This is a genomic window from Agrobacterium sp. NPDC090283, from assembly GCF_044769685.1.
Lineage (GTDB): Bacteria > Pseudomonadota > Alphaproteobacteria > Rhizobiales > Rhizobiaceae > Agrobacterium.
Genome location: NZ_JBIVYG010000011.1, coordinates 180,496 through 193,234 on the forward strand (window position 1 = coordinate 180,496; position 12,739 = coordinate 193,234).

12 protein-coding genes and 2 riboswitches are annotated in these 12,739 nt (G+C 59.3%); of the genes, 3 read left to right on the forward strand and 9 right to left on the reverse strand.

The annotated features are described in order from the left end of the window. Window positions 1-4 precede the first annotated feature (4 nt). From thiB to ACIQUH_RS17330, 4 genes are all read right to left on the reverse strand, one after another. Window positions 5-1,018, reverse strand: a complete 1,014-nt coding sequence (gene thiB / locus ACIQUH_RS17315) for a thiamine ABC transporter substrate binding subunit (RefSeq protein ID WP_400817236.1) — start codon at window positions 1,016-1,018, stop codon at window positions 5-7. Window positions 1,019-1,056: 38 nt separating this feature from the next. After that, window positions 1,057-1,167, reverse strand: a riboswitch (TPP riboswitch). Between the two features lie 45 nt (window positions 1,168-1,212). Then, a complete protein-coding gene (locus tag ACIQUH_RS17320; protein WP_400157353.1) occupies window positions 1,213-1,605 on the reverse strand; it encodes a VOC family protein in 393 nt (130 codons plus the stop codon). Window positions 1,606-1,703: 98 nt separating this feature from the next. Further along, window positions 1,704-3,530, reverse strand: a complete 1,827-nt coding sequence (locus ACIQUH_RS17325; RefSeq protein WP_400817238.1) for an ABC-F family ATP-binding cassette domain-containing protein — start codon at window positions 3,528-3,530, stop codon at window positions 1,704-1,706. Between the two features lie 4 nt (window positions 3,531-3,534). Continuing rightward, window positions 3,535-4,188: a thiamine diphosphokinase gene (locus ACIQUH_RS17330; RefSeq protein WP_400817240.1), complete on the reverse strand. Its 654-nt coding sequence runs from the start codon at window positions 4,186-4,188 to the stop codon at window positions 3,535-3,537. A gap of 89 nt (window positions 4,189-4,277) precedes the next feature. Then, a riboswitch (SAM riboswitch) is annotated at window positions 4,278-4,354 on the forward strand. Between the two features lie 84 nt (window positions 4,355-4,438). Here ACIQUH_RS17330 and metA point away from each other — a divergent pair. Both metA and ACIQUH_RS17340 read left to right on the forward strand, forming a co-directional pair. After that, window positions 4,439-5,365 (forward strand): homoserine O-succinyltransferase, encoded by a 927-nt coding sequence (gene metA / locus ACIQUH_RS17335; RefSeq protein ID WP_400817242.1) that lies wholly within the window; start codon window positions 4,439-4,441, stop codon window positions 5,363-5,365. 176 nt (window positions 5,366-5,541) lie between these two features. Next, entirely contained in the window at window positions 5,542-6,561 is a 1,020-nt protein-coding gene (locus ACIQUH_RS17340; RefSeq protein ID WP_400817244.1) for an aldose epimerase family protein, read from the forward strand. Between the two features lie 15 nt (window positions 6,562-6,576). On the opposite strand, the gene mtgA is transcribed toward ACIQUH_RS17340, so the two are convergent. After that, window positions 6,577-7,224, reverse strand: a complete 648-nt coding sequence (mtgA, locus tag ACIQUH_RS17345; protein ID WP_286169378.1) for a monofunctional biosynthetic peptidoglycan transglycosylase — start codon at window positions 7,222-7,224, stop codon at window positions 6,577-6,579. A gap of 235 nt (window positions 7,225-7,459) precedes the next feature. Between mtgA and ACIQUH_RS17350 the strand changes: the two genes are divergently transcribed. After that, complete coding sequence (locus ACIQUH_RS17350; protein WP_400817246.1) at window positions 7,460-8,374, forward strand: polyprenyl synthetase family protein; 915 nt, start codon at window positions 7,460-7,462, stop codon at window positions 8,372-8,374. A gap of 30 nt (window positions 8,375-8,404) precedes the next feature. Here ACIQUH_RS17350 and ACIQUH_RS17355 read toward each other — a convergent pair whose 3' ends face one another. The 4 genes from ACIQUH_RS17355 to ACIQUH_RS17370 form a co-directional block, all read right to left on the reverse strand. Beyond that, the gene (locus ACIQUH_RS17355) at window positions 8,405-9,067 is read right to left on the reverse strand and encodes an OmpA family protein (protein ID WP_400817248.1); all 663 of its coding nucleotides are present in this window, start codon (window positions 9,065-9,067) and stop codon (window positions 8,405-8,407) included. A 66-nt stretch (window positions 9,068-9,133) separates the two neighbouring features. Continuing rightward, window positions 9,134-10,384 carry a flavodoxin-dependent (E)-4-hydroxy-3-methylbut-2-enyl-diphosphate synthase gene (gene ispG, locus ACIQUH_RS17360; RefSeq protein WP_400817249.1) on the reverse strand — a complete coding sequence of 417 codons (1,251 nt, stop codon included), beginning with the start codon at window positions 10,382-10,384 and terminating at the stop codon, window positions 9,134-9,136. Between the two features lie 120 nt (window positions 10,385-10,504). Next, on the reverse strand, window positions 10,505-11,695 hold the full coding sequence (locus ACIQUH_RS17365) for an MFS transporter (protein ID WP_400817251.1): 1,191 nt from the start codon (window positions 11,693-11,695) through the stop codon (window positions 10,505-10,507). A 12-nt stretch (window positions 11,696-11,707) separates the two neighbouring features. Continuing rightward, complete coding sequence (locus ACIQUH_RS17370; protein WP_400817253.1) at window positions 11,708-12,508, reverse strand: DeoR/GlpR family DNA-binding transcription regulator; 801 nt, start codon at window positions 12,506-12,508, stop codon at window positions 11,708-11,710. Window positions 12,509-12,739 lie beyond the last annotated feature (231 nt).

Here is a 12,739-nt window from a genome sequence, read left to right on the forward strand (position 1 = left end):
TTCGTCAATTCATGCTCATGGCGGCAAGCCATTCATCGATCCACGCCTTGCGGTTCTTCGCCACCTCTTCCGGATCCATCAGGAAAGTCTTCTGCGGCACGACGAGTTTGGAAAACGCCTCCGGCAAGGGCTTCGAGGTTGCCGCAACCGGCATCATCCAGTTGTTTTCCGGAATGGCATCCTGAAAACCCGATGTCAGCGTGAAAGCGAGGAATTGCTTTGCCAGTTCCTTATGCGGTGCATTTTTAAGGAGACCGGAAACCTCGATCTGGATGTAATGCCCTTCGGAAAAGGCGGCGGCCTGATAACGCTCCGTCTTTTCCGCAACCATGTGATAGGCGGGCGAGGTGGTGTAGGAAAGCACCATCGGCACCTCCCCCTTGGTGAAGAGGCCATAGGATTCCGACCAGCCCGGCGTAACGGTGAGAATACGCTTCCTGAGCTTTTCCCAGGCTTCCGGCGCCTTGTCGCCATAAACCGATTTCACCCACAGCAGCAGGCCAAGCCCCGGTGTGGAGGTGCGCGGGTCCTGAATGACGATTTTCTGCGAGGGGTCGCCTTCCACGAGGTCTTTCAGGCTCGCCGGCGGGTTTTTCACGGTCTTCGTATCATAGATGACAGCGAAATGGCCGTAATCATAGGGAACGAAAACATCGTCCTTGTAACCGCCCGGCACCTTGGCCGCGGATGCATCGATGCCGCTGACATCGAATAGACCGGTCTGTTTCGCTTCCGCGACGAGATTGGTGTCGAGACCGACGACGACATCCGCCTTGGACCCCGCCCCTTCAAGCTTCAGACGATTGAGCAGCGCCACGCCATCGGCCACGCCGACGAAATTGACCGTGCAATTACAAACCTTCTCGAAGGCCTCCTTCACCTTGGGACCGGGACCCCATTCGGAAACGAAGCTTTCATAGGTGTAGACGGTCAGTTCCTGCCTGTCCTGTGCGACGGCAAGACCGGGCAGAAACAGCGAAGCGGCAACGAGGGAATTCAGGAAAAGACGACGGCGCACGGGTATCTCCTCAAAAATCGATAGGGAAATAGCCGCCTGCGTTAAAGCCGTCTAATCCCTCCGCCGGTATGAACCGGATCAGGTTCTTCGGGTTGGCAAGCCTCTCAGCCTTTTGCGCCCAAGCACAAAAGACACCCCGTTAGATCAAGATGATGGTGTAGTCCCGCCGTCCCTGATTGGCAAGATGGCCGAAGTCAGCCCTGCTCCGTCATATGCACCAGTTCCCAGACATGCCCGTCGGGATCCTGAAAGCTGCCGGCATACATGAAGCCATGGTCCTGAACGGGTTTCCAGCCACTGCCGCCGGAGGCAAGCGCGGTGGCGATCATCCGGTCGATTTCCTCGCGGCTTCCCGCAGAAAGACAGGTCAGAACTTCGGTGGTGCGCGTCGCGTCGGCAATATCGCCGTTGATGAAATCACGGAACCGTCCTTCCTGGAGAAGCATCACGAAGATGTTTTCCTCCACGATCATGCAGAGCGTGCGGTCATCCGAATATTCCGGATTGAAGCTGAAACCGAGAGCCGTGAAGAAACTTCTTGATGTCTCGATATTCTTGACCGGCAGATTGACGAAAATCATGCGCATTTTCACAACTCCTCCAAACGAACGCCGGCATAGAACGGCAATTCCGCTTTTCTGTCAAAGGCCGAAGCAGGACCGGTCAAACGAGAGCCCGATTGCCTTCAGCCCTCCAGTTCCTCGCGCAGCATCTCCAGTTCCAGCCATTCTTCTTCCATGGCTTCCAGCTTGTCGCGCAGCTTCGACATTTCCTGCGCCAGCGTGTTGAAGGCATTCGGGTCCTTGGTGAAAAGCTCAGGGTCGGCCATGCGCTGCTCGCGTTTTGCGATTTCGCTTTGCGCCTTTTCCATCTCCTTAGGCAGATTTTCGAGCGCGAATTTCTGCTTGAAGGAAAGCTTGCCCTTGGCCTTTGAAGGATCCTGTGACGCGGAGACCGAAGGTGCGGCCTTCGCCTTTTCCTGTTTCTCGGCCTTGCGTTTTTCTTCCGCAGCACCCTTGCGCTGCGCCATCATGTCCGAATAACCACCGGCATATTCAATCCATCGTCCATCCGGCTCATCAGGATTGACGGGCGCGATGGTGGAAGTGACGGTGCGGTCGAGAAAATCGCGGTCGTGGCTGACGAGAATGACGGTGCCGGAAAAGCCCGCGACGATTTCCTGCAAAAGATCGAGCGTTTCGATATCGAGATCGTTGGTCGGCTCGTCGAGGATCAGAAGATTGGTCGGCCGCGCCAGAATGCGCGCCAGAATAAGACGCGCGCGCTCGCCGCCGGAAAGGTTGCGGATCGGCGTGCGGGCCTGTTCCGGCTGGAACAGGAAGTCTTTCATATAACCCGTTACATGCTTCAATTCGCCATTGACCAGCAGGTTTTCACCCCGGCCATCGGTCAGATAATGCGCCAGCGTATCGTTGGGATTGAGATCTTCGCGTTTCTGATCGAGCGTCGCGATCTCCAGATTGGTGCCGAGCTTCACCATGCCGCTATCGGGCTCCAGCTGGCCGGTGAGCATCTTCAGAAGCGTGGTTTTGCCAGCGCCATTCGGGCCGACGAAACCGATGCAATCGCCGCGATGGACGCGCAGCGAAAACGGCGCGACGATCACCCGCTCGCCGTAAGCCTTGGTGATGGCCTCGGCCTCGATGACCAGCTTGCCGGATTCGCGCCCTTCGGTGACGGTCGCCTGCACCGTGCCCTGCGGTCCCTTGTGGCCGCGATATTCCGCACGCATCGCCTGAAGCTCGCCGACGCGGCGCATATTGCGCTTGCGCCTTGCGGTCACGCCATAGCGCATCCAGTGTTCTTCGCGCTCGATGGCCTTGCCAAGCTTGTGCTGCTCCAGCTCTTCCTCTTCCAGCACCTTGTCGCGCCATTCCTCGAAATGGGCAAAACCGCGATTGAGACGACGGGACTGGCCGCGATCGAGCCAGACGGTCGAGGTCGAAACCTTCTCCAGAAAACGCCGGTCATGCGAGATCAGCACCAGCGCGCTGCGCGTCTGCTGCAACTCGCTTTCAAGCCATTCGATGGTCGGCAGATCGAGATGGTTGGTCGGTTCGTCCAGCATCAGAATATCGGGTTCCGGCGCCATGACGCGGGCAAGGGCCGCACGTCGCGCCTCACCACCGGAAAGGCTTGCAGGGTGCTCCTGCCCGGTGAGGCCAAGATGCTCAAGAAGATAGGTGACGCGATAGGGATCGTCACCGGGTCCAAGCCCCGCCTCGGCATAGGCCTGAACCGTATCGTAACCGGCAAAATCCGGTGCCTGCTCCAGATAACGGATGGTGGCGGCCGGATGCCGGAAAACCTCGCCCGACTGCGCCTCGACGAGACCCGCGGCGATCTTCATCAGGGTGGACTTGCCCGAACCGTTGCGCCCGACGAGGCAGATGCGGTCGCCCGGTTCCACCTGGAGATTGGCGCCATCGAGCAGCGGGGTCACGCCGAAGGTCAGCTTGATGTCATCGAGTTTCAAAATTGGGGGTGCCAAGGCGTCAGGCTCCGGTCAGATCATAGGGGCGGGCGAGCACGATGGCTTTTCCGCTTTTCAGCGAGAAATGCACGGGGCCGCCATTCGCGACATTGGAAATAGTGCGGGAAGAACCGAAAGCAAGCGCGAAATCCGTCAGCGGATAACGCACATTGCCGATATCGAGCCCCGCAAGGGCGGTAAATCCAGCAACGGAAAACAGCGAAGCGGGCGGCAGATCGATATCGAGCGAACCGGCAAGCAACGGCCGGGCCTCTTCTTCACCAGAGGTCAGCGTAACGTCGATACCCCGTTCGGCAAGCGCCACCGCATAGAGGAGATGCTGAAGCGCATGGTCGCTTCTCGCACCTCCAAGCGCACCGACAAGCACCAGCGAATGCGCGCCACGGGAGAGAGCTTCCGATACCGCGATCTCGCCATCGGTTACCGCCTTGGCAGCCGGGTATGGCTGCCGCGCCACATGGGGCCAGGCATTGAGCAGCTCTTTGCTGGCGGAATCGAAATCCCCGACCCACAGCTCCGGCGCAAGGCCAAGCGGTCCGGCATGGCGCATTCCGCCGTCGGCCGCAATCACACGGCTGTCCGCGACCGCCTCTTTCAGACGATCGGTCACCGTGACATCGCCGCCAAGCAGAATGGTGAAGCGCTCTTTATCCATGCCCTGCCTTATCGCACCTCGGCGAAAAATGGAAAGCCGAAACCCGATGAAATCAGCCTATATTGATTTTCGCCGGCTTCGGGATTATGAAACGCCTCAGTGGTGATTTGCCGGCCGGCTTGCAGCCACTTTAAAGAAGTCGCTAAAGGGTCGAGGAAAAGGGCAATTTCCTGGGACCGGTCGCGATTTCCGCTGCCGGTTTTTTTGTTTTCGCAACGTTCTTTACGTGATCCGGAAAAGAGAGTTCGACATGCCGATCAAGATTCCCGATACGCTTCCCGCTTTTGAGACCCTCGTTCATGAGGGCGTGCGGGTCATGACCGAAACGGCGGCCATCCGGCAGGATATCCGCCCGCTCCAGATCGGGCTTCTCAACCTCATGCCGAACAAGATCAAGACGGAAATCCAGATGGCGCGCCTCGTCGGCGCATCGCCGCTGCAGGTGGAGCTGTCGCTGGTGAGGATCGGCGGCCATCGGGCCAAGAATACGCCGGAAGAGCATCTTCTGTCTTTCTACGAGACGTGGGAAGAGGTGCGCCACCGCAAGTTTGACGGTTTCATTATCACCGGCGCCCCCGTGGAGACGCTGGCCTATGAAGACGTGACCTACTGGAACGAAATGCAGAAGATTTTCGAATGGACGCGAACCAACGTCCATTCGACGCTCAATGTCTGCTGGGGCGCGATGGCCGCCATCTATCATTTCCATGGCGTTCCGAAGCACGAGCTGAAGGAAAAGGCTTTCGGGGTCTATCGTCACCGCAATCTCTGCCCCTCATCGATCTATCTGAACGGCTTTTCGGATGATTTCCAGGTTCCGGTCTCGCGCTGGACCGAGGTACGCCGCGCCGATATCGAAAAGCACCCGAAACTCGAAATCCTGATGGAGTCGGAGGAAATGGGCGTTTGTCTGGTGCATGAGAAAGAGGGCAACCGGCTCTATATGTTCAACCATGTCGAATATGATTCGACATCGCTTTCGGACGAATATTTCCGTGACGCGAATGCCGGCGTGCCGATCAAGCTGCCGCATGATTATTTTCCGCACAACGACCCGGAACTTGCCCCGCTCAACCGCTGGCGCAGCCATGCCCATCTGTTTTTCGGAAACTGGATCAACGAAATATACCAGACGACGCCCTATGACCTCGAAGCCATCGGGCAGTTGGCCGCGTAAAGCGCGTCGCGTTTTATCGAACGCATGCGACGCGCTTTCGTTTTTGTTTTAAGCATGTCTTTGTCCCAAAACCGCGGCTCACTTTTGGGAGACATGCTTTGAATGCGGGATTGCGAATTGCCGGAAAATGACGCAACGTCCGCCCGGCAATTCACGATACCAGGGAGAATGACGAGATGGGCGACGCGGCGGCGCGGGAGAATTTCGGTTTCACGGCAACCGGCGAAAAGGTCGAACGCGTCACCATCTCAAAAGGCGGGCTGACGGCCAAGGTCATCACCTGGGGTGCCGTCATTCAGGATCTGCGCCTTGAAGGCCACCAGCCGCCGCTCGTGCTCGGCTTCGACAAGTTCGAGGATTACAAATATTCCTCCTATTTCGGCGCCACCCCCGGCCGCAACGCCAACCGCATCGGCGACGGCCGGTTCTCGATCGACGGGCACGACTACCAACTGGAGCTGAACGAAAAGGGCGTGACCCACCTGCATGGCGGCAGCGACGGCATGGGCAAGCGCAACTGGATGCTGATGGAACATGGCGAAAGCCATGCGGTTCTGCAGATCATCGATCCCGATGGCCGCGCCGGTTATCCCGGCAATTGCACCGTCACCGCCACTTATACGATTCTCGACGGCGGTGTGCTTTCGGTGGTCTATGAAACGGTGACCGACAAGCCGACCATCGCCAATGTCTGCCAGCATTCCTATTTCAATCTCGATGGGGCAGATACCGCACTTGGGCATGAGATCAGCATCGCGGCTGATTTTTACCTGCCCACCAACGACAAGCAGATACCGACGGGCGAAATCCGTTCCGTCGAAGGCACCGTCTTCGACCTGCGCCAGCCGACACCGATGCGGCGCAAGGAGAATGGCGAGCAGGTTCTCTATGACCATAATTTCTGCCTGTCGCCCGAGCGCCGCGCAAAACGCAAGGTCGCCCGCGCCTATTCGCCGGCCTCCGATATCGCCCTTGAGGTTCACACCACCGAACCCGGTGTGCAGTTTTATTCGGCCTTTAAACTGGATGTCCCGGTTCCTGGCCTCGATGGCCGTCATTACGGACCCTTTGCCGGTTTTTGTCTGGAAACGCAGATATGGCCAGACGCCGTCAACCACGCAGATTTCCCGCACGCCATCCTGCGGCCGGGTGAAACACTGCGTCAGGAAACCGACTATATTTTCAAGAAAGGCTGAAGCTGCGCGCTGGGGTCAATCCAGCACGCAGCCGACATAACCGCCTGAGGCGCGGGCGCGCCGTTCGATAAGGCCGGCAAGCCGTTGCAACCCGCGTCCGGGCTTGCTGGCGACGCGGTCGATGGGATTGGGCAATGAAACAGCCAACAGCGCCGCCTGGCGGGAACTAAGCTTTGCGGCCGGCACTTTGAAATGGTGCTGGGCGGCAGCCTCGATGCCGTAAATGCCCGGTCCCCATTCGGCAACGTTGAGATAAATCTCCATCATCCGTTTTTTCGACCAGACGAAATCGGCCGCGACTGCCAGCGGCAATTCCAGCCCCTTGCGCAGGAAAGAGCGCCCATTCCATAAAAACAGGTTCTTGGCCGTCTGCATTGGAATGGTGCTGGCGCCGCGGGTGGAAGCCCCCTCGAGCGCATCGCTGACCACGGATTGCATCTGGTTCCAGTCCACGCCGCCATGAAAACAGAATTGCCCGTCCTCGGACATCATCACGGATTGCACAAGGCGTGGCGAAATATCCTCAAGCGGCACCCAGCGTCTGTCATAACCCTGCAGGGTTACCAGATCGGCCAGCATCAGCGTCGAAACAGGCCGGATAAACGGCAGCGCATAGACCGGAATCAGCAGATAGGGCAGGATCAGCAAAGCCAGCAAGGTCATGATGATGCGCTTTGCCAACGTGCGAAAATCCACCTTCGGACTGCTCCGGTCTTCCGCCAGCACGGCGTAATCTGCGTCGCTTTCAGGCGTACTGCTCAATATTCGTCAAAGCCCCGCACCAATTGAAGCCTTTCATAGTCCATTGCCGCCTTCAAGGCGAGTCCGGTCGAATAGTTGCGCCTCTGGAATCACGAAAAGGTTTGCCTGCATTCGCGTGGCATGCCAAAGAGCGCGCATGGACGCTCAGATGACGAATTTCGAAACGCGGCTGCGCGAAAACGCGGCAAAAACCGAAGCGCTGCTTGGCCGCCTGCTTTCCGGCGAAGCGCGCGCGGACGAGATCACCCGCCCGCAAAACCTGCTCGACGCCATGCGCCACGGCGTGCTGAACGGCGGTAAACGCCTGCGGCCCTTCCTCGTCATCGAAAGCGCCACGCTTCTGGGCGGAGATGCCGAAGCCGCTCTCTATGCCGGCGCCGCACTGGAATGCCTGCATTGTTATTCTCTTGTTCATGACGATCTGCCGGCCATGGATGATGACGACCTGCGCCGCGGCCAGCCGACCGTTCATCGCAAATTCGATGAAGCAACTGCCATCCTTGCCGGTGACAGCCTGCTGACGCTCGCCTTCGATATCATCGCCTCGGATGAAAATCCGCTCGCAGCCGAACGCAAGACCGCGCTCGTACTCTCGCTTGCCCGCGCGGCGGGCATTGGCGGCATGGCCGGCGGTCAGGCGCTCGATCTCGCCGCTGAAAAGGAAGCACCTGATGAAGCCGGGGTCATTACATTGCAGGCTATGAAAACCGGCGCTTTGTTGCGTTTTGCCTGCGAGGCCGGCGCGATCATTGCCGGCAGCGAGGTTTCCGAGAGGCAAAGGCTGCGCCTCTTCGGCGAAAAGATCGGCCTCGCCTTCCAGCTTGCCGACGATCTTCTGGATTTGACGGCCGATGCCGCTACCATGGGCAAGGCAACCGGCAAGGATGCCGCACGCGGCAAGGGCACGCTGGTGGCCTTGCGCGGCGAAGACTGGGCACGCCGCAAGCTGCAGGAACAGGTGGCCGAAGCCAGCGAACTCCTGGCCCCTTATGGCGAAAAGGCCGCGATTCTCATCGCGGCCGCAAGATTCATCGCCGAACGGAAAAGCTGAGCGGATAACCCTCAGCTTTTCATCATCCAATCAGCCCTTGAGCGGCGAAATCAGCACTTCGACGCGGCGGTTCTGGGCACGGCCGTCCGACGAGGCATTCGAGGCGATCGGCTGAGACGGGCCGTAACCGAGCGTCGAAATACGGCGCTGGTCGACGCCACGCGCACCGAGATAGTTCGCAACAGACGCCGCACGACGCTCGGAGAGCGCCTGGTTATGCTGCAGGCTGCCGGTGGAATCCGTATGGCCGTTGATGTCGATCAGCGTGCGGTTGAACTTGTTCAGTACGATGGCGACGGAATCGAGCGTCTGGTAGAACGGCGGAATGACCTGGTCCTGATCCGTTGCAAAGGTGATGTTGGACGGCATATTGAGAACGATGCTGTCTCCACGGCGGGTAACCGAAACGCCCGTACCCTGGAGCTGGGCGCGAAGCTCGGCTTCCTGACCATCCATGTAATTGCCGATGGCACCGCCGGCGAGCGCGCCAATGCCCGCGCCGATAAGCGCGGCGTTACGACGACCGGTCGGCGAACCGCCAACAGCCAAACCGCCCAGAGCACCAACGACAGCGCCGATGCCGGCGCCACCGGCCGTGTTCGACATCTTCTGCTCGCCCGTATAGGGATCGGTGGTGGTGCAGGCGGAAAGATAGGTGCCGCAAAGGGCGACGATCGCGATTTTTTTGATCATGTGTTTTGATGCTCCGAGAGGTTCAGGAGGTATGACAGTGGAATTCCGGCCTTTTCACGGTCGTTTTTACTCCGCCGCATCTTTCTGGCCAAAACGCTTTTCGATGTAATCGATCACAAGCGCTTCAAAATCGGCGGCGATATTGGGACCACGCAGGGTGAGCGCCTTTTCGCCATCGATGAAGACCGGTGCAGCCGGGCTTTCGCCGGTTCCGGGCAGGGAAATGCCGATATCGGCATGTTTGCTTTCACCGGGGCCGTTGACGATGCAGCCCATGACGGCGACATTGAGCGCCTCGACACCCGGATATTTCTCACGCCAGATCGGCATGTTCTTGCGAATATCGTTCTGGATGTTCTGGGCCAGTTCCTGAAAGACGGTGGACGTGGTGCGCCCGCAGCCGGGACATGCCGCAACGACCGGAATGAATTGCCGGAAACCCATGACCTGCAGCAATTCCTGCGCCACCTGCACCTCACGGGTGCGGTCGCCGTTCGGCTCGGGCGTCAGCGAGACACGGATCGTATCGCCGATGCCATGCTGCAGCACGTAACCCATGGCGGCGGACGAAGCGACGATGCCCTTCGAACCCATGCCCGCTTCGGTGAGACCGAGATGCAGGGCGTGGTTGGAGCGTTCCGACAGCATGGAATAAACCGCAATCAGATCCTGCACCTGGCTGACCTTGGCGGACAGGATGATGCGATTGCGCGGCAGGCCGATTTCTTCGGCGAGTTCGGCGGAAATCAGTGCCGATTGCACGATGGCCTCGCGCGTCACCTGACGGGCGGAGAGCGGAAAACCCTGCTCCTTGTTCCTGTCCATCAGCGTCGTCAGCAGTTCCTGATCGAGCGACCCCCAGTTGACGCCAATGCGCACGGGCTTGTCGTAACGGATCGCCATTTCGACGATTTCGCCGAACTGCTTGTCCTTCTTGTCCTTGAAACCGACATTGCCCGGATTGATACGGTATTTCGCCAGCGCCTCGGCGCAGGCCGGATGATCGGCGAGAAGCTTGTGGCCGATATAATGGAAATCGCCGACAAGCGGCACATCAAGCCCAAGACGCAGCAACCGCTCACGGATTTTCGGCACGGCGGCTGCACTCTCGTCGCGGTCGACCGTGATACGCACGATTTCCGAACCGGCCCGAAACAGTGCCGCCACCTGCTGCACTGTAGCGTCAATGTCAGCCGTATCGGTGTTGGTCATCGACTGAACAACGACGGGCGCGCCGCCACCGACGATGACGCCGCCCACGTCGACGGCGACGGATGCGCGGCGGGGCTTCGGGTCGTAATCAGCGTGTGACGTCATGGCGGTCTCTGGAGCTTGCGGCAAGGTCTGGCAATTGAGGTGAAACAAGGGGGCCTGCTTGTCAACACCCAACGCATGAGAGCTTCTACTTTACCGCAATCATGGCAAAATTCGAGACGCCTATTCCTTGCCCGCACCATCCGCATGACGGGCGAGCCGCGAAAGTAGCAGAACCACCACATGCAGCAGCGGCAGGAACAGGAAGACGCTGGCAAGGCCGGTATGTTCCGCGATGAAACCAATCGCCGACGGTGCTACCAGAATGCCGGAGTAACCCATGGTCGTGACCACCGAAAGGCCGATCCCCGGCGCGAGACCCGGCATGTTGCCAGCGGCCGAAAAGGCAATCGGCACCATATTGGAAATGCCGATGCCGGCAATCGCGAAGCCGATGATGGCGATAGTGGAATTTCCCGCAACACCGGCAATGAGAAGACCGATAATCGACATGGCCGAGCAGAAGCGCAGGGTCGTCACGGCTCCAAAGCGGTCGCGCACCAGGTCGCCGGCAAAACGCATGGCCGCCATGGTCATGGAAAAGGCCGCGAAGGCGAAACCCGACTGGGACACCGAAGCGCCGAGTTCATTGCGCAGATAAAGCGCGCCCCAATCGAGGATAGCACCCTCGGGAATCATCGAGAACAGCGCCATCAGGCCGATGATCCACGGCAGCGGCGTAAGCGGCAGGCCGCCTTTCGGGCGCTCCTCTTCCGGATGCGGACGATCCGCGAGAACCCGCGGCCATGCAATGACCAGCAGCACCAGCGCGATGACCGTCAGCGCAATGGCGTGCCCCTGCACGCCAATGGCGGTGATGAGGTAACCGCCGAGACCCGCCCCGATCAGGCCGCCCAGGCTCCAGAAGGCGTGACAGGATGACATGATCGCCCGGCGCATATCACGCTCGACCGCCACCGCATTGGCGTTCATGGCGACATCCATCGCCCCCGTCAGTCCGCCGAACAGAAATACCGCGATCACCCCCGCCCAAACGGTGCCCGCCCAGGAAATGAAAAGCAGTGTCGGCAAAAAGATCGCGGCAGTGACAAGGCTGACCGTACGCGAGCCGAAACGGGCGATCTGGGAACCGGCAATGGGCATGAAAACCAGTGAGCCGATACCAAAGACCAGAATGATGAGGCCGAGTGCGCTTTCACTGAGGGACAGGCGCGCCGCAAATTCCGGAATCTTGGGTGCCCATGACCCCATCATGAAGCCGTTCATCAAGAACAGCAGGGAAACGCCGAGCCTATGCCGTGTCAGATAGGACGAGCGCCCGGCCGTCGGCGAAAATGTCGTGGGGCCATTCATCAGCAATATCCTTCAGACTTGACCATGAGAAAACGGCGCGGCGTCATCTTCGCCGCAATGAACCTGCACGCCTTTTGCCGACAGCGCCTCGACGAATGCATGGTCGGCATCCTGTTCCAGCACGAGGGAAAGAGGCGGGGAAAAATCATGTACATGGAAAGCTGCCCTGTGGCCGAGCTTTTCCATGGTAATTGCGGCGACAATCCGGTGGCTGGCGCTGCAGGCGAGCCGCTTGAACACCGCATCTTCGAAAACATCAGCCGACAGACCCGTCTCGGCCGCGACACCGCAGACACCGAGAATGCAGAGATCGGGCCGCATCAGTTCAAGTTGCCGAAGCGCCATGGCGTCGATCGCAGCGCCAACGGCCGGATCGACCTTACCGCCGATCAGCACCAGATCGATATCGGCCCGCCCCGTCAGTTCAGCCGCAATGGCGGGCGTGTTCGTCACCACCGTCAGATTGAGTTCTGCGGGGATCGCGCGTGCGATGGCAAGATTGGTGGAACCGGCATCGATGAAGACGACCATGCCCGGCTCGAGAAGCGGAACAACGGCGCGCGCCAGCAGGGCCTTGCGATCCGCATCCTCGCCAATGCGTGTCTTCAGCGGCACCGTCTTGCTGTCGGAAAGCAGCGCGCCCCCATAAACCCTCAGGCATTCCCCACGCGCCGCCATCTCGCGCAGGTCGCGGCGCACCGTATCTTCGGAAACGCCGAAGTTCTGCGCAAGATCCTGCGCCAGCACCCGGCCGCTTTGTCGTAGTTGCGCAAGGATGAGCGCCTGCCGCTCACTGACGAAATGATCACTCATCGAAACTCATGCATAAACAGGAATAAACGTGCACGAACATGCATATTCGAATTTCTGGCGAAGCGCAATAAAAAACGCCCGCCGAAAGGCGGGCGTCTGATACTGCAATCGGTGTTTCGATATGCGTTTATTCGGCGTAAGCGATCAACAGATCCTTTGCATCGATCTGGTCGCCGGGCTTTACGAGAACTTCCGCGATCTTGCCGTCGCGTTCGGCGTGCAGCGCGGTTT

Coding starts and splice junctions, on each gene's coding strand:
- ACIQUH_RS17320 (WP_400157353.1), bottom strand. CDS start 1,605: ATGCGCATGATTTTCGTCAATCTGCCGGTCAAGAATATCGAGACATCA.
- ACIQUH_RS17330 (WP_400817240.1), bottom strand. CDS start 4,188: ATGGATAAAGAGCGCTTCACCATTCTGCTTGGCGGCGATGTCACGGTG.
- metA (WP_400817242.1), top strand. CDS start 4,439: ATGCCGATCAAGATTCCCGATACGCTTCCCGCTTTTGAGACCCTCGTT.
- ACIQUH_RS17340 (WP_400817244.1), top strand. CDS start 5,542: ATGGGCGACGCGGCGGCGCGGGAGAATTTCGGTTTCACGGCAACCGGC.
- mtgA (WP_286169378.1), bottom strand. CDS start 7,224: ATGACCTTGCTGGCTTTGCTGATCCTGCCCTATCTGCTGATTCCGGTC.
- ACIQUH_RS17350 (WP_400817246.1), top strand. CDS start 7,460: ATGGACGCTCAGATGACGAATTTCGAAACGCGGCTGCGCGAAAACGCG.
- ACIQUH_RS17355 (WP_400817248.1), bottom strand. CDS start 9,067: ATGATCAAAAAAATCGCGATCGTCGCCCTTTGCGGCACCTATCTTTCC.
- ispG (WP_400817249.1), bottom strand. CDS start 10,384: ATGACGTCACACGCTGATTACGACCCGAAGCCCCGCCGCGCATCCGTC.
- ACIQUH_RS17365 (WP_400817251.1), bottom strand. CDS start 11,695: ATGAATGGCCCCACGACATTTTCGCCGACGGCCGGGCGCTCGTCCTAT.
- ACIQUH_RS17370 (WP_400817253.1), bottom strand. CDS start 12,508: ATGAGTGATCATTTCGTCAGTGAGCGGCAGGCGCTCATCCTTGCGCAA.